The organism is Vibrio chagasii, from assembly GCA_041879415.1.
Lineage (GTDB): Bacteria > Pseudomonadota > Gammaproteobacteria > Enterobacterales > Vibrionaceae > Vibrio.
This window is the reverse complement of the sequence record CP090852.1, coordinates 381,398-401,552: the sequence shown is the minus strand read 5'-3', so window position 1 is coordinate 401,552 and position 20,155 is coordinate 381,398. Positions and strand designations below refer to the sequence as shown.

The window sequence follows — 20,155 nt, the reverse complement described above, 5'->3', positions numbered from 1 at the left end:
TATAGGCTACGTGATAAGCAATAGAGCTAAAAAGCAGAGGGATGTATTATGGGCTGCACATAGTCCCGCTTGGTGAACCACTTTCAATTACTCCACTCGCATTAACCACCCAGTTAATGGTGCAGTCTCGAAATGGGTTTTTAAACGCATGCAAGGTGTAACCATTGTCTAGCGCATTTTGTGTCTCAACCCAAGCATAGTTTCGGGATTCCCAGAAACTGATAGGACGTGAACGTTCTGTTAGATATCGTTCCTGTACATCAGTTATGTTTGAGCCAATGTATTGCTGGATGTGTTCTTCCGTACTGGCTATCTGACTTGAACATGCTGCAGTTAGCACAGCTAAAGCCAATATGATAATACGCATTACTTAATTCCTTTTAGCTTGATCGTTCCGTTCAAAAACGTCCTAAACTTTTATCCTTCAAAGCCACAGCAGCCATCAAAACATACATCACTCACTAGATTGAAATATAAGAGCGAGGTTTCACTATTTGAACAGACTGCGTGATTAATGCTGCTGTGTACACGTTAGCAAGAATATGCATCCAGTTCGATTATATCGTGTGTAATGTTATGTAAATTTCCCAGCGTGTCTCGGAAAACGTAAACAATGTAAATTGAATGCCAATACGAATGATTATCAACTAAATTGTCGCCATAAAATTTATAGGTAATGGTTTGTATGTCGTTAAAAAGTAGGGCAGTTCAGTCATGGGCTCGTCGACTTCATGTTTATATTTCTATGGCGCTCCTGTTCGTTGTTCTTTTTTTCTCAGTGACTGGTATCACCCTGAACCGACCTGAGTTATTTGAATCAAGCCAGCCAAATATCCAACGCTCTACACTGACACTTCCTACGAGCTTGTTCACCATTCAAGACGGTCGATTGAAAGCCGATCAAACGGCTTTCGAAACGTTTCTGTTTGAAGAAGCGAACTTGTCTGGCGTTCCCTCAGGTTTGGATATTTACGCAGAGATCGAAGACGGTGAACTGCTCCTTGGCGAAGCGTCTATGGACTTTAAAGGCCCTGGCTATAACGCTTCCGTTTTCGTTGACGTGACGTCTGAAATTGTCGAAGTCGAAACCACTAATTACGGTGTTATCGCACTGCTGAATGACCTTCATAAAGGGCGTAACAGTGGTGAAGTTTGGAAGTGGTTTATCGATATCACAGCGCTATTGATGATCTTCTTTGTGCTTACTGGCGTCTGCTTACTGTTACCTAAGAAAAAGACACTCAATACCTCCATCAAATGGACGGTGTTTGGGTCTGCGATCTCATTGGTAATCTATTTTGTCGCCGTGCCTTAATTATCTGATTCGATTGATGATTCTGATTGAAGAGTGAACTTAGGGTTAAACGGATTTAAAAGGTTGTTAAACATGAAAAAAATGAACTGGAGTAAAGCTCTGCTTGCTTTATCTCTTTTCCCAAGCCTTGGTATGGCACAAGCGATCCCTGAAACGGCAAAGTTGGATGTGAGTTTTGAACTTCCAAAAATTGATACCTCAATGTATGCACGCCCTTATGTGGCGGTGTGGGTAGAGAACAGCGAAAGAAAACCTGTCAAAACGGTCGAGCTTTGGGTTGGTAAAGACGAGTGGCTTAAAGACCTACGTAGCTGGTGGAGAAAAGTCGGCCGTTACGATCGTGAATTGGTTGATGCGGTGACGTCTGCGACACGTCCTGCGGGTCAATACCGTTTTGTTTGGGATGGCAAGAGCGACAGTGGTGAAACGCTTGAACAAGGTGAGTATACGGTTCATATCGAAGTGGTTCGTGAACATGGTGGTCGTAACTACCTTCGCCAAAAAGTATCTCTTACAGATTCAAACGCATCTTACGAATTAAAAGCAACAGAAGAGACGGGTGAAATCACCTTGAACTACATCGCTAAATAGTAAGTGCGAATAGTAACTAGTAAGTACGAATTAAAACCAAGCTGAACAGAATAGACAGTGGTCATCGTAGGCTCAGATAGAGCGACACGGCTAACAATTATAAATAATGGAATTGAACATGATGAAACAAACAAAAATTAAGGCGCTTGCACTAGCGGGTGTTATGGCATTTGGCTTAGCAGCAACGACAACAGCACAAGCTCACCCACGTTGGATCCTGCCATCTCACTTCACTGTATCTAAAGAAGGTGGTGATTGGCTAACGTTCGACGTAACTGCGTCTCACGGTACGTTTGTGTTTGATAAGCCTGCTGGTAGCGAAAATGCTCATGTCATCATGCCAGATGGCCGCAGTGAGCGCCCTAACTTTGTGATTCGTGGTAAGCGTCGTTCAATCTTCGACTTCTACTTCGAAGAAGAAGGTACGCACAAAGTGGCTATCAACAACTATCCGTCATACTACACACAGTACAAAGCGGGTCGTCGTGACACCGTGAAGTGGGTTAAAGCAAACAAAGCTGAGCGTGATTCAGTACTGCCAGAAAAAGCGCGTGACGTGGTAACACAAATCAGCTTCACACGTGCTGAAAGCTACATCACAGTAGGTAAGCCATCAGATTCAGTTTTCAAAATTGAAGGCAAGCTACTTGAAATGAAGCCTATTACACACCCTTCAGACATCATTGAAGGTGAACCAGTAACATTCCAGTTCTTCTACAATGGTGAAATTCAGAAAGGTGTTACAGCGGAAATCACTCGTGAAGGCACACTTTACCGCAACCACCAAGAGCAGATTGACGTGGTGAGCGATGAGAATGGTGAAATCACGTTTACTCCAGACGTAGCGGGTCGTTACGTAATGAAGGCGAACTACAAAGGTGAGTTGATTGACAACCCACTGGCAGACAAAGCGAGTGCCAACGTTCACTTAACGTTCGAAGCTCTACTTCAATAATTTGTGATATTGGGGGCTAGCCTCCCGATTAAACAACCAAAAAACTTAAGGGCTCATTTGAGCCCTTTATCGCTCAGTTTATGGCTGAGAATTTGCACAGTGGCTAGGGTACAAACCATGACAATAAAAACAAAACTGAACGCTTTAATGACTCCTTGCTTAGCATTGGGACTTGGTTTCGCGGCATTACCTGCACAAGCACACTTCCCATTGATGAGTTGCTGGTTTGAAGGCAAAACCGTAGCTTGTGAAGCGGGTTACTCTGATGGCAGCAAGGCGATTGATTATGCGGTTGAGATGTACGACTACGAAGACAATTTGATTGCAAAAGAGATGACTGATAAGCGCTCTATTGTTGAGTTCCCACATCCAGACACCGAGTTTTACCTGGTGTTCGATTCTGGCCACGAATTTCCTGTTGAAGTTGATGTCGTAGAGATCAGCGAAAAATGATGATTCAAAGCGTACGTGCCGATACTGGTGGTAGAGAGGGGAAATGGGTTGGATTGATCATTGTATTCATCCTTTGCTTTGCAACTGTCGCGATCCCATTTCATCAGGCGGAATCTCACGTAAAAGCCGTACTAGACCATCAAATTTTAGTAACGGATGTTGAACAAGAAAACTTGGCGATGCTGTTAGATCTGCGTTTGGCTCATGAAGAAATTCGCGACTTGCGTATGGACTCAGATGGCGAATGGCCAAGTATTATGTCACTTAAAGATGAATGGGTTGCGCCATTTGTAGAAGACCAGAGTTGGAAGCGCAAAGGCTCTCATGCTTGGCTAATGGACGAGCGCGGTTATTATTTTTCCACACCAAATGAACTTGGCTTTGCGGATTCTTTTATTCTGAACGCGAATAGCGTTTCTCCTGAAATCTGGATTTTCTTTGGTGGTATAGCAAAACAGCCTAGTGCTTTTGACGAGCACACACTTGAATCTGAAGGCTGGAAAATGGTTGTGAATGAATCAGAAGTTGAACAGCATCATGCAAGCGATGCTCACTAATAAATAAGAGATTTACTATGCGAATTATGACTCTGTTCATGTCGTTGTTAACGGTGTTCATGGCACCGAATGCATTAGCAAAAGAATACACAGTCGACAGTAACAAACTGACAATTGGTATCACACTTCAACCTTACTACAGCTACGTTAAAGCCGTAGTCGGCGACAAAGTGAATATTCTTCCTTTGGTTGACGCTGGTTTTAACCCACATAACTACCTACCACAACCGAACGACCTCAAGCGATTGAGCCAGATGGATGCAATCGTAGTAAACGGCATTGGTCACGATGACTTTGCGCTTAAAGTCATTGCAGCAGCGCAACGTGATGATTTGGTTGTGATCGAAGCAAACAAAGAAGTCCCTTTACTTCCGGCTCTTGGTCAATCTGTTGGTCAGGGTGCTGTTAACCCGCATACCTTCGTTGGGCTTTCGACAACCATTCAGAAGGTTTACACCATTGCCAGTGAAGTTTCTAAACTCGACCCAGACAACGCTGCGTTTTATCGTAAGAATGCGCGTAAGTACGCAAAGCAATTTCGTTTCATGAAGCGTGATGCGATGTTGTCATTAGGTGAGTTAGATACATCAGGCATGAAGGTTGCGACTACACACAACGCTTATGGTTACATTCTTCAAGAGTTTGGTGTTGATGTCGCGGCGGTAATCGAGCCAGCACACGGTGTTGAGCCAAGTGCTAGCCAACTTCAAGAGACGATCGAGAAGATCCGCGCGTCGGGTATTGATGTTCTGTTCTACGAGTTAAATATGCCAAACCGTTTTGTTGACACGATTGAAGCGGAAACAGGCGTTCAGCTTTATCGTTTCTCTCACATGACCCACGGCGAATATGAAGACGATAAAGTCGAAGTTGAGATGAAGAAGAACCTAGAAACGTTAATCGAAGCAATGAAGTTTGCAGCGGCGAACCAAGCTAAAAGCGGGAACGCATAATGCTAGGTCCATCAATCTCAATCAATAAACTGGGTCTACAGTACGATAATAATGTGATTCTTGATGATATCTCGCTAGAACTTAAAGCGGGTGAATGTCATGTGATCATGGGACCAAACGGTGGCGGCAAGACTTCTTTGCTGAGATCTGTACTTGGACTGACGCCTTTCTCTGGAGCGATCAACATTCATTGGCCAGAAAAGCCAAGTATTGGTTACGTGCCTCAAAAAGCGACATTCGAGTCGAGCTTACCTTTGACGGTCATGGACTTTGTTCTGCTTAATCAGACGCGAATCCCTCTATTTTGGCGTCGTAAATCTAAGCAGTTAGATCTTGCTCTCGCGCAGTTAGATCGCGTTGGTATGGCGACTCGTAGCGACCGCCGTATGGGACAGTTGTCCGGTGGTGAGCAGCAACGTGTTTTGTTTGCTCAAGCGTTATTGGATAATCCGAGCTTACTGGTATTAGATGAACCTACAACGGGCATGGACGAGCAGGGCGTTCGCTATTTGGAATCGCTGATTCGTGAATGTGTTGATGAAGGCCGAACGATTCTAGCGGTTCACCACGATGTTACTGCGGTACGTCGACTTGAAGCGAACGTACATGTCGTTAACCGATTCTTAGTGGATAGCGGCCCACATGAGCGAGTACTGCATCCAACGAAGATCGAAAGCCTATTCCAACACTACAGTAGTGGCTCAGCAATGACTGAATCGAAGGAGGTTGCGTAATGGATTGGTTACGACAACTTGCCATTAGTGGTGTGGAAGCAGGTTTGTTATCTGAAAGCTTCATGTATGCCTTCATGGTAAATGCTTTGGTTGCAGCCTTATTGCTTGGCCCTTTGCTAGGTGGTCTTGGTACTTTGGTGATTGCAAAGCGTCTCGCTTTCTTTTCTGAAGCCGTTGGACACGCGGCGTTAACCGGCATCGCAATCGGTGTTCTTCTTGGTGAACCACCAGAAAATCCGATTATTGGGCTGTTTAGCTTCTGTATGATTTTCGCTTTGCTTCTGCACTTTGTAAGAAACCGAACCAACGTGCCATACGATACCTTGGTTGGTGTGTTCCTTGCGCTGGCGTTGGCAGTGGGTGCAGCGTTACTGATGTACGTGGCTCGTAAGATCAATATTCACATGCTTGAGAACGTACTGTTTGGTTCGATTCTTACGGTAACGGATCAGGACTTAGCGATTCTCGCAGGCAGTTGCGCGATCATCATTTTGCTTTTGATACCGACATTCAACCGTATCCTGCTTACCTGTATCAGCCCTGATATTGCGAAGGTTCGCGGTTACAACACCAGTTTCTACGACTACCTGTTTGTCATGATGATCACGTTAGTCACGATTGCTGCCGTGAAGATCGTAGGTGCAGTTCTAGTGGGTGCGTTATTGCTGATTCCAGGTGCGACAGCTCGACTACTAACTAAACGCATGGGTAGCTTTGTGTTGTTATCAGCTCTGCTTGCGACCATTGCTTGTCTGGTTGGTACGGTGTTACCAATGGAACTTAAGTTGCCAGTTCCGTCAGGTGCTTCAATCATCATTGTTTCTGCAACGTTTTTCCTTGCAGCAACGCTATACCGAATTGTAAGAAAGGCGTAATCATGACTTGTTTAATGAATCGTATCTCGAGCTCAGTAAAAACAACTGCTAAAGTCGGTGTGCTTGGTAGTGTGTTAATGGCTGGCTCAGTGGTGTCACTTAAAGCGAATGCGGAAGATATTCTAACGAGTACACCTGTGACTTATGCATTAGCGACAGAGCTAACTAAAGGCACTGACATTACGACCGAGTATCTTCCACCAAAGCGCTATGGTATTGATCGTCTGCCGAATTGGTTTGGTACCAAGGGGGCAAGCAAAGTGCTTAAGTCTGGTGAAAAGGCGACCGTTGCTCTGACTCTGTCATCGATTTGGCAAGCCGATCCTACATTTGTATACGCAAGGCAAGGCAATATCCGCCTGGTTGAGGTCGATGCGGCTCAAGCTATTACGCCTCGAGCACAAGGTGTTGCCGCACTTACGTTGTCGAATGGCGAAGTGTCTAAGTATGCTTGGTTAAACCCAACCAACTTAACGCGCATGGCAGCGATTGTGGCTGATGACTTTAAGTTATTGTGGCCAGCACAGGCTGAGGCTATTGATAGTAATCTGCAGCGCGTGATGTTGGATGTTCGTGAACTGATTAACAAGCAACAAGCAGTATTGCTTGATAACGAAGTGGACTCAGTACTCTTGCTTTCGGAAAGCTTGGAAGATTTTGCATCTGGTAGTCAACTGTATGTTGAAGACCGCATGTTTAAAGCAGAGCTAGAATGGACAGATCAGGACAAAGCGAAGCTTAAAGCGATGTTTTCGGAAGATGATGCACTATGGCTTGTTACAGCGAAAAAGCCGAGCAACTTGATTAAGTCACTAGTGCCCAATGAGCGTATTTTAGTGGTGGACTCAGTCGATCGTTGGGGTAGAGCAGGAATCAGTGCTCAAGCACCATTCTCTCGTTGGGAAGTTAAGCTATTTAAAGGCTAATCAACGAGGTTAAATACATCAGGATCAAAAAAGCAGCCTAAATAGGGGCTGCTTTTTTTGTACTTACCTTTTAGCAAAGAGCCTGGTAAAAATGCACAGTGAGCGCTTAACCTTACTCTGCAGCTTTAGTTTCTTCAGCTTCAACAGTTCCTTCGACAGCACCTTCCGCTTGCGCTGCTTGAGCCTGTTCTTCTGCTTCCATTTTTGCGCGTTCAGCTTTAGAAATGTAGCGAGGCTTATTACTTGTATGCAGTTTAGAATTCGCTTTTTTCTGCTTCTTTTTTAGAATTTGATTAATTTTTTTCTTACGGTTCATTGCTGCATAGCCTTGTATTTAGTTTAGGCGGTGGAGGATAATCATTTTAGCTCTAGAACTCAATATTTACATGGTATTCAGCAAGGAAATATCGTCATGCAGGCAGTAGAAACCGCTCGTTTAAGATTAAGAATGATCACAACTGAAGATGCGGAATTTATCCAAAGGTTGTATAGCTCAGAAGACTTCTTGCGTTATATCGGAGACAAAGAGATAACCAACACGGCAAAAGCTGAAGAGTATATCGAGAACAACATCCTTAAGATGCATCAAGAGAAGGGTGTTTGTTTGTTGATGGTAGAAGTGAAAGCAACCTCAACGCCAATTGGAGTTTGCGGGTTAATTAAGAGGGATAGTTTAGAGTCGCATGATGTTGGCTACGGTTTTGCTCCGGAGTTTTACGGTCAAGGTTTTGCCCAAGAAGCAGCGGAGGCGATAATTGAACAAGCTAAGCAGAATGCTGATATTGATCATTTAGTTGCTATCACTACCTCTGATAACATTCGAAGCATCGCACTACTGACTAAACTTGGCTTTGCGTTCGAGCGGGTTGAAGACGTGATAAGTGAAAGCGTAAATCTCAACCTGTATAGCCTCTCTCTGGATAATTAATCATGTTCCAACATAACAATATTCTACAAGGCGAACTTGCGACGGAGTACAAAACCGTTATCGCGATGGTGCACATATACTGCAAAGATCACCACGGTGAAACTCGTCAGAATAACGCGTTATGTGAAGAGTGTGAGCAGCTGTTACGTTACGCAGAAACACGGCTTGATAGATGCCCTTATGGCGAAGCAAAACCAACCTGCAATAAGTGTCCGATTCATTGCTATAAACCTGCCCCGAAAGAGCAGATGCGTTTGGTGATGCGCTATGCAGGGCCACGAATGTTGCTCAAGCATCCTATTTTAGCTATTCGACATTTGATTCATGAGAAACGGAAAGTGCCAGAAAAGCCACTCCCGAACGTATCTAATCGCCATATCCGAATGAATAGGAAGTAGCGGGTGCGCTAGAGGCTATGCTTCCAGAAACAAAAAAGGTCTGATTTCTCAGACCTTTTCTGTTTTTTGCGTCATTTCGTTCAAATAGTTGATTACTTCAAAAGCTTAAGCCGCTTGTGGTTCTTCATAAGTAACCGTCAGGTTGTTGATCCAACGGCGACTCAAATAACGGTGTGAACAAATAGCCAGCTTCACCACTTCTTCAACTAACATCAGGCCATAGATGTACTTGAAGTCCCATCCCGCGACAAATGCGCCGTAAACACAAACAGGAATGCCGACCATCCACATCGCAATGAAGTCCATGCGAAGACAGAACGCATTATCACCACCAGCGCGAATGATACCGTTAATGATCACCATGTTGAGCATACGAATTACAACCGCAAAGCACATGATCATCATCGCTGGTGAAGCGAGTGGGTATAAAGCGTCTGTGGTGAGATTTAGCCATGATAGAACATGCTCCTTCCCCATGAACAGCATCAACCCGACAACTGCACCAAAACCGACAACGGCTTTGATGAAGGTGAGTCCCATACTCATTGCATCATCGAATTCATCGCGACCCAGTGAGTGGCCAAGTAACACTGAACAGGCAACAGAAATGCCAAAGAACACCGAGTAACATAACGACTCAAATGGAGCGAGCATTGAGAATACCGCTAGCTCTGTCGTGCCCATGTGACCAAAGATCATCTGGTAAGCCATAGTTCCCATTGCCCATAAAACGGCATTCATGGTCAGTGGCAGGGCAATACGACGGTAAGACAACCAAAGCGACGGACGATGCGGCGAGCTCGGTGTCGTTAATAGCCAGTGGTTGCGCATACGCATGTAGCCGTACATCAACCCCACTTGAATTAGTCGCGCTAGAGTCGTTGCTAATGCTGCTCCTGCAACACCCATCGCTGGAATTCCGAAAGCACCCTGAATAAGGATGAAGTTAAGTGCGATATTGAGTGCAATCGTCACCGCACCAAGCAGAAGGGGGGTGACGGTGTCACCTGATGAGCGCATGCTTGCTTCAACTACAACCACAATATGAGTCAGAAGTAGAACAGGGAAACCGTACCATAGGTAAGTCGCACCAAGTTCAATCACGGTTTGATCGCTGGTTTGAAACATCATCAAAAACTGAGAACCAAGAGTGATGATTGCAGTCACTGGCAGCAGAACTTTTAAACCAAATATCATTGCGATAGAAGATACGGTTCGTGCACTTTTACGGTCGTTTTTTCCCCAATATTGCGCTACCAATGTCCCGTTTGCTGAGGCCAACCCTGCCATAATCATAATAGCGACGAAGTGCCATTTTGATGCAATTCCCACAGCCGCTGCTGCTTCCATACCAAAATCGCTGACCATTAATACGTCAGCAAGGGCTAAAATAGCAACCAAAGCACTTTGCAAAGCAACAGGCAAACCAAGTTTGATGATGCGAGGTAATATGCTCTCTGGCTTGTTATTCATAGATGAGTTAGGGTTGATGTTAGTTGTCATAAGCTCTCCGATTTATGGCAGAACTATAGTGATTTGAGTGAAGTAACAACATGTTTAAAAAACAACAAAACCTGTGCGAATCCGTCATTGACAATATGAAGCCAAAATCAACGTGGCAAGATGACGTGTTTCTTGCAGAACAATGTAAAGAGCGTTTTTTGACCGTTGAAGATATCCCAGAGATGAGAAGCTGTGGTGTTTACATGGGGGGAATGGCAAAGCTGTATGATGCGTACTGGGTTGAACGCGAATCGGTGAATGTTCATACGTTGATTTTTACTCAAGAAGGGGGCGGAATATTAACAACCGCGTCCTCAGTACAAGCTATTACGCCGTATACGCTTGTGGTTCTTCCTGCTGAAACGCCATTTCGATTTGAACTTGATCCTCAATACAACTATTGGAAAATGGCGTGGATGCTGACGCCAGATACTCCTCAGTGGCAGCACATCGCGAGTTTGGGGCAGAGCATTGTGCCTTTTGGAGAGTGTGAGCAAATCTGGTCGCTGATGAATTTGGTTCACTTTGAAATTGGCGGCAGAGCGAGTTATCGGAAGTTACTGATGAGTGAAATCATCCGTACGTTGACTGGATTTGAACCTAAGTCAACCAGTACGACAGCGCGTGTTCAGGCGTTATACAATGAAATTGAAAGTAGTCTGCATTTACCTTGGACGGTTGCAGGGATGGCGGAGCGAGTGTTTATTAGTGAAGAGCAATTAAACCGAGTGACGAAGTCGCTATTCAATGTGTCTCCACGAAGCAAATTGATTCAGTTGAGAATGGATAAAGCTACCAGTTTGCTAAAGCAACAAGATTGGTCAGTATCTATGATTGCTAATCGTCTCGGTTATAAAGACCCTTATAATTTTTCTCACCGTTTTAAGAAACATTTTGGCTTATCACCTAGTCAATACCGTAAGAATTATCGGCTCACAAGCTAACTATTTGATCTGAAAAATAAAGTAAAATGTAGGTTGGTATGAAGGGCCAATTTAGGTCTGAACCCGCCTTAAAATATGATATAAAACAGTGTTCATTTGTGATGTCTTATAACCAAGAAATGCAGTAGATCTACTGTATTTTTCAAGATTGGTGTTATGTAGTTTTCCCTTACTTTTATGACCATACCTAGCTAAATAGATATGGTTGATCCACAAAATAAGAGGTAAGTAATGCCACATGATGTAACGGATATGCCGGATTTCACTACTGAACAAAAAATTGTTGTGAACAGTAGGGAAGTGAATACTAAAACCAAACTGGTTAGAAAGGAAGACAATGGTTCAATTGTAGGCACCTTGTCTGAACCTCATCGTAAGGTACTTTTTTATCTTTATCAGAACAAAGGCGTAGTTGTTAGCAAGAATATTCTTAAGCGTGTTGGGTGGCCTGGGAAATCGGTAACATCCGCGTCAGTGCTGGTTGCAATCTATGAAATTCGCCGAATGATAGACTGTAAATGTCTATACACTATACCAAATGAAGGCTATTTGTTAGAGCCTAGACCCTGCTGTTGATATTCTGTTCATATTCTTATAATAAAATTTTAATCTCTTTACCGTATACGCTCCTTTCATTATCTTCGAATTCAAGCGTCCATTTATAAGTGACGTTATTAAACACATCTCTTAATAAAGTTGTGTCGTTGGTTGCTCTGTTAGGGAATATTATATGAATACGGACTCTTCCCCTGTCATTGAGGGTATACGTGAAGAACAAAACGAGGTCTTGGAAGTTAACGGTAAGGTTATTGAGCTAAATACCAAGCTCATACGCAATTTGGAAAATGGTTATATCGTAGGAACGATGCCATTGGCTTATAGAAAGATGATTCTTGCTATGAATCGTCATCGTGGACAACTATTCAGTGTGCCGCAGCTAAAAAAAATCGGTTGGGAAGGTGAGAAGGTCACTAACTCTTCAGTGATTGTCGCTATTTCAGAGATACGTTCTATTCTTGGTGATGGCTTGATCCTAACGATCACTGGCGAAGGCTATGTGTTCCAACCCTAGTGTAATCTTCTAAATATTGTGTACAAAAAAGGGCGCTTCATTTGGACGTATTGTCTTTAGTGAAGAGCCCCTAAGTGTATCGCTCAAAGGTAAGATAACGACTTATTCGCCCGCAATTTGTAGATGAGAGCGTTTAAGGCTCGCAATCAACATGTAAATCGTCGTCGCTAGTAACGATGCAAACAGGTAAGTGAACAACCCTGCTTGTGAATCCATGAAGCTATCTGCCACGATCGGACCTGCAACAGAGCCAATGCTGTAGCAAAGCAGCATGATTTGAGTCACTGATACCAAGTAGCTTGGATCCAAGTTACGACAGCCCAAGTTAATAGCAATTGGATAAAGCGCGAACGTTGCCATGCCTAGTACGAATAGGCTCATACCTAACACGTAGAAATCATGATTAATAGTTAATACGCCAATGCTTGCTACGCCGAGTAGGCAGAACAGAGCCATTAGTAACACTTGACCTACATGGTGAGATAACCAAGTCACCATTGGCTGTACAGCCATACCACCCATAATAACCAAAGCCATCAAACCGCCAATGTCTTCGTGCGCAATATTACGTTGTTCTAGCTCGACAGGCATTAAACCGTAAATAGCACCCAGTGTAAGACCTGATACGATGCAGCCGATTAACGCACTGTGGCTCAACTTGCTGATCTGTTTTAGAGATAAAGACTGAGCATCATGGATCTGTGGTGGTGTCGCTTGTCCGTACATTAATACAATGATCGCGCCAAATAGCAAAGTGAACATTGCAATAAAAGGTACACCGCCAGTAATACCTAGGTAACCAATACCTAACTGACCAACTGCAGAACCGCCGTACAGTGAACACATGTAAATCGCTAAGCGTTTTGCACGTTGTGATTCGTCACCGCTCATTAGCCATGATTCAACAATGACGAAAATACCCGCAACCGACACACCCGCAACAAAGCGCGCAATTAGCCACACTGCTTGGTGTGGGATCAATGGCAACACAAGGATCGTTGCGATAAACACGGTCAGTGCCATTACAAACGCGTCTTTGTGGCCGATACGTGCAATCGCACGCTCAATCAATAACGTACCCGCTAAAAGGCCTGCATAAAAGGCACTCGCCAACCAACTCGATAGATTACTGTCTAGGCCGTATTCAGATAGCATTAATGGCAATGAGCTCATTAAGTAGCCTGAAGCGATCGCGTAGAAAGACAGTGCAATAACTGGAACGGTTATGCGAGTTGTTGGTTGGATGTTGTCCAATGCAGGAGCCTCCGAAAGTGTGAGAAACGATGAATTTTCCGCGACTATGGGGGAGAAACTGAATTGGGTAAAACGAATAAAAATGGTCGTTAAGACAAAAGAAATTTATCGACTAACAAAACTAAAATACCGATGTGAGATTTGGTCATTTTACGAGATTTTATGTGGTCAAAAAGCCGTTAAACCCTTGTTCATTGGCTATTTAATTAAGAGGGGGAAAACAAATTTATTTGTAGCGTTGAAATTAAATTATAAGTGCAGTTTACGATAAGAGTGCGTCTTTTCGGTATTGACGTGGAGAGCTTCCACTCCATTTACGAAAGGCGTGACGGAAGTTGGCACTGTCAGAAAAACCAACACGTTCAGAAATCTCTTCAACGCTCATTTTTGTCGACGATAGATAGTGTCGAGAGAGATGGAAACGAACGTGATCGAGTATTTTCTGGTAACTCGTATCGGCCGCTTTAAGATGACGACGTAAAGTGCGAGAAGACATGCCCAACTCTGAGGAGATCGACTCTATCGATGGGTAACATCCAGGCCTCTCAAGAAGCATTTGAGAGACTTTCTCTTTCAGGCTGGTAGATGCACTGACTTTTGCCAACATGTCATCACACGACTTGAGACACATTTGTAATGTGATGGTATTAGCGGTGGGCAGAGGAGAGTACAAGCTGGTCGCATCAAATTGCCATTCAAGGCGGTCACTATTAAATTCAACAGGGCAACGGAAAACCTCGGTATAAAGGTCACCGTACTCTGGCTTGGGATAAGGGAAGCGGATCACTTGTGATGGAAAGGGCTGTTGCAGTACTTCTTCACACAGGCTTTGGATCGCCGCAAACCAATACTCGCAACAAAATGGCAGCACAGAGTCTAAGTCGATCAGTTGTTCTGCGCGAAAGTACCCAACGTTATCCTCTACAGACATGGTTTTTCTCAGCACGGGGCCTGCAAGTTGCAAATATTTGAATCCGATCAGTAAAGCATCTAATAGCGTTTCGCTACTGAACACCGCATAGCCCAACACACCAAAGTCGCTAAATCGGGCCTGCTGACCAACTCGTAAACCTAATCCGCCTTCGTCAGTATTCGCTAGTGCGTTACTAAATACCGCCAACTTTTGCGCCAAAGTAATGTGAGTATCTGGCGTATTGAGCTGAAGATCATCAATGTTACTGCCTTCCAGCAGCGCTTCGATACTGAGAGCCGGTGACATGTAACGATGTAGTAGTTGAAGGTCAAGAATACCGAATGCTTGCATATCGGGTTCATAGACTGCGGTGTATTCCATAGAATTCCTCTTGTTGAAGTTTGTCATCTTAACCGAACTCTTAACATTATCGCCTCTCGTTTGTTCTCACTTCCCTAAGTTAATTCAAAATTTTTATTCGTCAGTTCAAAGTTTTACTTGGCTTGTTAGAGTTGTGTCCGAATATCACCGGTTTTTGTCTTTTTGAAACCTGTTCGGGATGTTATCAAAATGTTGTAATTTCACAAGTTGCACATTGGTCCGTTTCCAACATTTTGCTCAATATTCACTTTTATTTACGTGACGCTCCAATATGCGACTCCCGTAGCAACAAAGACAAAACTCATTAAAACGATTAAACGTCTAAGGCGAATGTGACCGCTAGGTCCAGCCAAACAAGGAGATCATGGATGCACAATCTTGCTGTTAACTTAGAACGTAGCGCTTCACTCTTTCCAACCAAAGCCGCCCTACGTATGGGAGCGGATGAAGTCAGCTTTGCTCAGTTGGAACAACTTGCAGGGAAGGTCGCTGCAAATCTAAAGCGACTTGGATTAAATAAAGGGGATAAGGTTGCACTGTCTTGTCCCAATGTGACTTATTTCCCCATCGCATATTACGGCATTCTGAAAGCAGGCTGCGTTGTCGTCCCTTTAAACGTGTTGTTTAAGGCGAGAGAAATTGCTTATCACTTGAATGACTCCGACGCGAAGGCCTACCTTTGTTTTGAGGGGACTGATGATCTTCCTATTGGGCGTTACGGGCTACAAGGCTTTGAACAGGCCAATAACTGTGAGCATTTTGTCTCTATGCCAATCCCGTCAGGCAGTGATGCTTGTTCTGAAGACGCCGCTGAAAAGAAGGAAGTCATAACCGATTGGTTGAGACAGCCTTTAGAAACTTTTGAATCTATAGCCTGCCATGGAGATGATACAGCGGTCATCCTGTATACCTCAGGTACTACTGGTCAGCCAAAAGGGGCTGAGTTGTCTCACACCAACATGCAAACCAACGCAATGTCCTCGCAGTATCTGATGAGATTGGAATACAGCGATACAACAATGGCAACACTTCCTCTGTTCCATAGTTTTGGTCAAACGGTAATGATGAACGCGAGTGTGTTGACGGGTTCAACTATGGTTTTGATTCCACGCTTCGAACCATCATTGGTGATTGAACAGATCATTAGCCACAAAGTAAGCGTGTTTGCTGGCGTTCCTACCATGTATATCGCACTGCTCAGAGCGGGAGAAGAATCGTTAGAGCGTTCTGAGCAGGTTAAGCATAGCTTGAGGTTAGGCGTGTCTGGAGGGGCATCTATGCCACTTGAGGTAATTCGTCAGTTTGAGTCTCGCTTTGAGCTGCCAGTATTGGAAGGGTACGGGCTATCTGAAACAGCGCCAGTCGCGACCTTTAATCACATTGATGGTGATCGACTATCTGGCAGTGTCGGCCAACCGCTATGTGGTCATCTTATCAAAATTACTGATGTGCAAGGCAACTCGGTCGCAATGGGAGAGTTGGGTGAAGTGTGCATTAAGAGCCCAAGTGTCATGAAAGGCTATTATCAACGACCAGAAGCAACCTCAGAGGCGATCAGATATGGCTGGTTTTTAACTGGTGATATCGGGCGTGTGGATGAGCACGGCAATTTGTTTATTGTTGATCGTGTGAAGGACATGATTATCCGTGGTGGTTACAACGTTTACCCGAGAGAGATCGAAGAAATGTTGATGTGTCACCCGGATGTCGAGATGGTGGCTGTGGTTGGCGAACATCATGATCAGTTGGGGGAAGAGATTCATGCGCATGTGGTACTTCACGAACATACACAATGTGACAGCAAAGCGTTAATGGCATGGTGCCGAGAGCAACTGGCCGATTACAAATACCCTCGTAAAGTATTCATTCGTAGCGCGTTACCCATGACGGCAACAGGAAAAATCTTAAAGCGAGAGCTACATCCTTTAGAAGTTGGGGAGGCAATCAATGGATAACTATGACTTTATTATTGTAGGCGGGGGTTCTGCTGGGTGTGTGATGGCTTCTCGATTGTCAGAAGACCCAAATACTACTGTTTGTTTGCTTGAGGCTGGTGGCAAAGACACGAGCCCCTTTATTCATACTCCAGTTGGCGTTGTAGCGATGATGCCGACCAAACTCAATAACTGGGCTTTTGAGACGGTTGAACAGCCGGGCTTAAATGGTCGTAAAGGCTATCAGCCAAGAGGAAAGACGCTTGGTGGGTCGAGTTCTATTAACGCCATGATGTACGCGCGTGGACATCGCTATGACTATGACACTTGGGAAGATTTAGGTAATACAGGATGGGGCTATGAGTCGTGCCTGCCTTACTTTAAGAAAGCTGAAAACAACGAAGTACACAAAGATGAGTACCATGGTCAAGGAGGTCCCTTGAATGTGGCAAACCTTAGATCACCGAGCCCAATGTTGGAGCGCTACTTGTCCGCGTGCGAATCGATCGGTGTACCGCGAAATGAAGACATCAACGGAGCCGCTCAGTTTGGTGCCATGCCGACTCAGGTAACTCAGTTAAATGGTGAACGATGTAGTGCTGCCAAGGCTTATTTGACGCCAAACCTATCGCGTTCCAATTTAACTGTCGTAACTAAAGCGACGACTCATAAAGTCTTGTTTGAAGGGAAGAAAGCGGTTGGAGTTGAATACGGTTCTAACGGTAATCGCTACCAGATTCGATGTAACAAGGAAGTCATTTTATCTGCAGGCGCTTTTGGATCTCCTCAACTGTTGTTGCTGTCAGGCGTGGGTGCTAAAGATGAGCTGGCGGAACACAGTATCGAGCAAGTCCATGAGCTGCCAGGGGTGGGTAAGAACCTGCAAGATCATATCGATTTGGTGCACTCTTATAAGTGCAGCGAAAAGCGAGAAACCTTCGGTATTTCGTTGCAAATGGCCGCTGAAATGACTAAAGCATTACCTTTGTGGCATAAAGAGCGCCGTGGGAAAATGAGCAGCAACTTTGCAGAAGGTATTGGCTTTCTTTGTTCTGATGATCATATCGCAGTGCCGGATTTGGAGTTTGTATTTGTCGTTGCTGTAGTGGATGATCACGCGAGAAAAATCCATACTAGTCATGGCTTTACCTCACATGTCACCTTGCTGAGGCCAAAAAGCCATGGCACCGTGACACTTAATAGCTCTGATCCTTATGATTCACCAAAGATCGATCCAGCGTTTTTCAGTCACCCTGATGACATGGAAATCATGATTAAAGGGTGGAAGAAGCAATATCAGATGCTAGAAAGCGAAGCGTTCGATGATATACGTGGTGATGCTTTTTATCCGGTCGATGCCAATGATGATAAGGCGATTGAACAAGATATCCGTAATCGTTCAGATACCCAGTACCACCCGGTAGGAACCTGTAAAATGGGCACCGCCGATGATGTACTGGCAGTAGTGGACAAAGACTTGAAAGTTCATGGGCTAGAGAGCTTACGAGTCATTGATGCGTCGATTATGCCGACACTCGTGGGAGCGAATACCAACGCACCAACCATCATGATCGCAGAGAAAATTGCTGACCAGATCAAAGAGCAATATGGTTTGAGTGAACAAAGCGACTTGAATCAGAAGAGTGATTTGAACAAGAATGAAGCAGGCGAGAACGCAGAACACGAATTGAGTGTTTAGAAGACAATTACGATAAATTGTTGTCTTAATATAGGTTATGAAGCCTTATTCGTTAGGGGCTCATAACCTATTTTTGTTTGCCAGTTAATGAATGATGTTAGGCAAACTTATTTAGCCAAAGCATCATTAAGCCATTGATCAAATTGACCTTTCGGTAAAGCACCGTTGATCGTATCAACACGTTGACCGTTCTTGAACACCATCACCGTTGGGATGCTTCTGATTTGATACATAGCCGCCAGTTGCTGTTGAGCTTCGGTATCAATTTTAACAAATCGAACATCGCCAGCGCGCTCTTTAGCGACATCGCTAAATACAGGTGCGAAACCTACACATGGGTTGCACCATGTCGCCCAAAAATCGACAACGACAGGCTGTGAACTGTTCAAAATCGATTGGAAATTCAGTGATGTACCTTCGATTGGTGCACCGTCTAGAAGTGCATTTTTGCACTTACCGCAAGTAGGGCTTTCTGAAATTCTTTCTGAAGGAACTCGGTTTACGCCACCGCAAGAAGGGCAACGAGTGTTGAATGTAGACATAACTTTCTCTTTTTTATTGCATCTCCGTGGCTAACGCGATTTACGAATCACGTACGGAACGCTTATACTGTTTAAAACATGAATACGATACTCAAATAAAAACAAACAATAAACAGGTAAATGATGACAAAATTTTACGCCGAAATTACGGGCTGGGGAAAGTGTCTGCCACCAGCCGTGCTGTCCAATGATGATTTAAGCACATTCATTGATACGTCTGACGAGTGGATTCGTACTCGAACTGGTATCGAAAACCGTCGTATCAGTCATGTAAATACCTCTGAGCTAGCGACCGTTGCTGCTCAACACGCAATGGCGTGTGCTGGCCTAACGGCTGAAGACATCGACCTAGTTATCGTTGCGACGTGTAGCCCAGATTCTCTTATTCCAAACACTGCGTCTAAAGTTCAACAGAACTTAGGTATCAAGAGCGCAGCAGCTTTTGACCTTAATGCAGCGTGTACAGGCTTCATCTACGGTGTTGAAACAGCAACTCGATTGATTCAAGCGGGCAATTACCGCAACGCTATCGTTGTCGGTGCAGAGCGTCTTTCATTCTTCATTGACTGGACCAAGCGTGATACTGCGGTTCTATTCGGTGATGGTGCGGGTGCTGTCGTACTTTCTCGCACTGAAGAGCAAGTTGGTCTCCAAGAAGCGCAAATCGGCTGTGATGCTGAAGGCCGAGATATTCTAGCAGTGCCTAAGTTCGGTACTTCAATGGACCGTTTTGCGGCTGATAACGGTTACTGGGACTTCGATTTCGTAGGTAAAGAGATCTTCAAACGTGCGGTTAAAGGCATGGGTGCAGCAGCACACACGGTATTGAGCCGTACTGGCATCTCAACAGACAACATCGATGTTGTGATTCCACACCAAGCAAATATCCGTATCATTCAAACTCTGTGTGATATGGCGGGCATTGAGCGTGAGAAAGCGTTTGTGAACATTCAAAACTACGGCAACACGTCGGCAGCGACCGTGCCAATTGCACTATGTGAATCACTAGAGCAAGGTTTTGTTAAGCCTAATTCAAATATCCTGGTTGCAGCATTTGGTGCTGGTTTAACTTGGGGTGCAGGCCACATTAAATGGGGTAGCCGTGTTGAGCCGTTAGGTCAATCAGATGCCAAACTGCCAGAAGTGGAACAATCGGCATTAGAGCTACTAGAGAAGGCCATTTTACACTGTAAAACGCGCCCTAACTCAGAAAGCGAGTAGCCGTTAT

23 protein-coding genes are annotated in these 20,155 nt (G+C 44.5%); 17 read left to right on the top strand and 6 right to left on the bottom strand.

What is annotated here, in order from left to right; genetic code table 11:
- Nucleotides 1-46 precede the first annotated feature (46 nt).
- Nucleotides 47-367, bottom strand: coding sequence for a hypothetical protein (locus tag L0991_15770; protein ID XGB65006.1), 321 nt, complete (start codon nt 365-367; stop codon nt 47-49).
- Between the two features lie 318 nt (nt 368-685).
- Here L0991_15770 and L0991_15765 point away from each other — a divergent pair, with 318 nt between their 5' ends.
- The 9 genes from L0991_15765 (at nt 686) to L0991_15725 (ending at nt 7,359) form a co-directional block, all read left to right on the top strand.
- Nucleotides 686-1,315, top strand: a complete 630-nt coding sequence (locus L0991_15765; protein ID XGB65005.1) for a PepSY-associated TM helix domain-containing protein — start codon at nt 686-688, stop codon at nt 1,313-1,315.
- A 72-nt stretch (nt 1,316-1,387) separates the two neighbouring features.
- Nucleotides 1,388-1,906 (top strand): DUF2271 domain-containing protein, encoded by a 519-nt coding sequence (locus L0991_15760; protein ID XGB65004.1) that lies wholly within the window; start codon nt 1,388-1,390, stop codon nt 1,904-1,906.
- A gap of 118 nt (nt 1,907-2,024) precedes the next feature.
- Nucleotides 2,025-2,861: a DUF4198 domain-containing protein gene (locus tag L0991_15755; GenBank protein ID XGB65003.1), complete on the top strand. Its 837-nt coding sequence runs from the start codon at nt 2,025-2,027 to the stop codon at nt 2,859-2,861.
- A gap of 117 nt (nt 2,862-2,978) precedes the next feature.
- Nucleotides 2,979-3,314 carry a hypothetical protein gene (locus L0991_15750; protein XGB65002.1) on the top strand — a complete coding sequence of 112 codons (336 nt, stop codon included), beginning with the start codon at nt 2,979-2,981 and terminating at the stop codon, nt 3,312-3,314.
- Nucleotides 3,311-3,871 carry a hypothetical protein gene (locus L0991_15745; protein ID XGB65001.1) on the top strand — a complete coding sequence of 187 codons (561 nt, stop codon included), beginning with the start codon at nt 3,311-3,313 and terminating at the stop codon, nt 3,869-3,871. Before L0991_15750 ends, L0991_15745 begins: the two co-directional genes overlap by 4 nt.
- Nucleotides 3,872-3,888: 17 nt before the next feature.
- On the top strand, nt 3,889-4,824 hold the full coding sequence (locus L0991_15740; GenBank protein XGB65000.1) for a zinc ABC transporter substrate-binding protein: 936 nt from the start codon (nt 3,889-3,891) through the stop codon (nt 4,822-4,824).
- The gene (locus L0991_15735) at nt 4,824-5,558 is read left to right on the top strand and encodes a metal ABC transporter ATP-binding protein (protein XGB64999.1); all 735 of its coding nucleotides are present in this window, start codon (nt 4,824-4,826) and stop codon (nt 5,556-5,558) included. Before L0991_15740 ends, L0991_15735 begins: the two co-directional genes overlap by 1 nt.
- Nucleotides 5,558-6,433 carry a metal ABC transporter permease gene (locus tag L0991_15730; protein ID XGB64998.1) on the top strand — a complete coding sequence of 292 codons (876 nt, stop codon included), beginning with the start codon at nt 5,558-5,560 and terminating at the stop codon, nt 6,431-6,433. Before L0991_15735 ends, L0991_15730 begins: the two co-directional genes overlap by 1 nt.
- Nucleotides 6,434-6,435: 2 nt before the next feature.
- Nucleotides 6,436-7,359 (top strand): ABC transporter substrate-binding protein, encoded by a 924-nt coding sequence (locus L0991_15725; protein XGB64997.1) that lies wholly within the window; start codon nt 6,436-6,438, stop codon nt 7,357-7,359.
- A 112-nt stretch (nt 7,360-7,471) separates the two neighbouring features.
- Here the strand turns inward: L0991_15725 and L0991_15720 are convergent, their stop codons facing one another.
- The gene (locus tag L0991_15720; protein XGB64996.1) at nt 7,472-7,675 is read right to left on the bottom strand and encodes a DUF2986 domain-containing protein; all 204 of its coding nucleotides are present in this window, start codon (nt 7,673-7,675) and stop codon (nt 7,472-7,474) included.
- A gap of 96 nt (nt 7,676-7,771) precedes the next feature.
- Here L0991_15720 and L0991_15715 point away from each other — a divergent pair, with 96 nt between their 5' ends.
- Both L0991_15715 and L0991_15710 read left to right on the top strand, forming a co-directional pair.
- Nucleotides 7,772-8,287: a GNAT family N-acetyltransferase gene (locus L0991_15715; protein XGB64995.1), complete on the top strand. Its 516-nt coding sequence runs from the start codon at nt 7,772-7,774 to the stop codon at nt 8,285-8,287.
- A gap of 2 nt (nt 8,288-8,289) precedes the next feature.
- Nucleotides 8,290-8,685, top strand: coding sequence for a nitrous oxide-stimulated promoter family protein (locus tag L0991_15710; protein ID XGB64994.1), 396 nt, complete (start codon nt 8,290-8,292; stop codon nt 8,683-8,685).
- Between the two features lie 105 nt (nt 8,686-8,790).
- Here the strand turns inward: L0991_15710 and L0991_15705 are convergent, their stop codons facing one another.
- A complete protein-coding gene (locus L0991_15705) occupies nt 8,791-10,188 on the bottom strand; it encodes an MATE family efflux transporter (protein ID XGB64993.1) in 1,398 nt (465 codons plus the stop codon).
- Nucleotides 10,189-10,238: 50 nt separating this feature from the next.
- Between L0991_15705 and L0991_15700 the strand changes: the two genes are divergently transcribed.
- The 3 genes from L0991_15700 to L0991_15690 all read left to right on the top strand — a co-directional run bounded on the left by L0991_15700 (nt 10,239) and on the right by L0991_15690 (nt 12,204).
- A complete protein-coding gene (locus L0991_15700) occupies nt 10,239-11,132 on the top strand; it encodes an AraC family transcriptional regulator (protein ID XGB64992.1) in 894 nt (297 codons plus the stop codon).
- A gap of 231 nt (nt 11,133-11,363) precedes the next feature.
- The gene (locus L0991_15695; GenBank protein ID XGB64991.1) at nt 11,364-11,708 is read left to right on the top strand and encodes a winged helix-turn-helix domain-containing protein; all 345 of its coding nucleotides are present in this window, start codon (nt 11,364-11,366) and stop codon (nt 11,706-11,708) included.
- Nucleotides 11,709-11,862: 154 nt separating this feature from the next.
- A complete protein-coding gene (locus L0991_15690; GenBank protein XGB64990.1) occupies nt 11,863-12,204 on the top strand; it encodes a helix-turn-helix domain-containing protein in 342 nt (113 codons plus the stop codon).
- Nucleotides 12,205-12,306: 102 nt separating this feature from the next.
- Here L0991_15690 and L0991_15685 read toward each other — a convergent pair whose 3' ends face one another.
- Nucleotides 12,307-13,458, bottom strand: a complete 1,152-nt coding sequence (locus L0991_15685) for an MFS transporter (GenBank protein XGB64989.1) — start codon at nt 13,456-13,458, stop codon at nt 12,307-12,309.
- 262 nt (nt 13,459-13,720) lie between these two features.
- Nucleotides 13,721-14,752 (bottom strand): AraC family transcriptional regulator, encoded by a 1,032-nt coding sequence (locus L0991_15680; protein ID XGB64988.1) that lies wholly within the window; start codon nt 14,750-14,752, stop codon nt 13,721-13,723.
- A gap of 368 nt (nt 14,753-15,120) precedes the next feature.
- Here L0991_15680 and L0991_15675 point away from each other — a divergent pair, with 368 nt between their 5' ends.
- Nucleotides 15,121-16,707, top strand: a complete 1,587-nt coding sequence (locus L0991_15675) for a long-chain fatty acid--CoA ligase (protein ID XGB64987.1) — start codon at nt 15,121-15,123, stop codon at nt 16,705-16,707.
- Entirely contained in the window at nt 16,700-18,385 is a 1,686-nt protein-coding gene (locus tag L0991_15670; GenBank protein ID XGB64986.1) for a GMC family oxidoreductase N-terminal domain-containing protein, read from the top strand. The genes L0991_15675 and L0991_15670 overlap by 8 nt, the downstream gene beginning before the upstream one ends.
- Nucleotides 18,386-18,492: 107 nt before the next feature.
- Here L0991_15670 and trxC read toward each other — a convergent pair whose 3' ends face one another.
- Nucleotides 18,493-18,927, bottom strand: a complete 435-nt coding sequence (gene trxC, locus L0991_15665; protein XGB64985.1) for a thioredoxin TrxC — start codon at nt 18,925-18,927, stop codon at nt 18,493-18,495.
- Nucleotides 18,928-19,050: 123 nt separating this feature from the next.
- Between trxC and L0991_15660 the strand changes: the two genes are divergently transcribed.
- Complete coding sequence (locus L0991_15660) at nt 19,051-20,148, top strand: ketoacyl-ACP synthase III (protein ID XGB65458.1); 1,098 nt, start codon at nt 19,051-19,053, stop codon at nt 20,146-20,148.
- Nucleotides 20,149-20,155 lie beyond the last annotated feature (7 nt).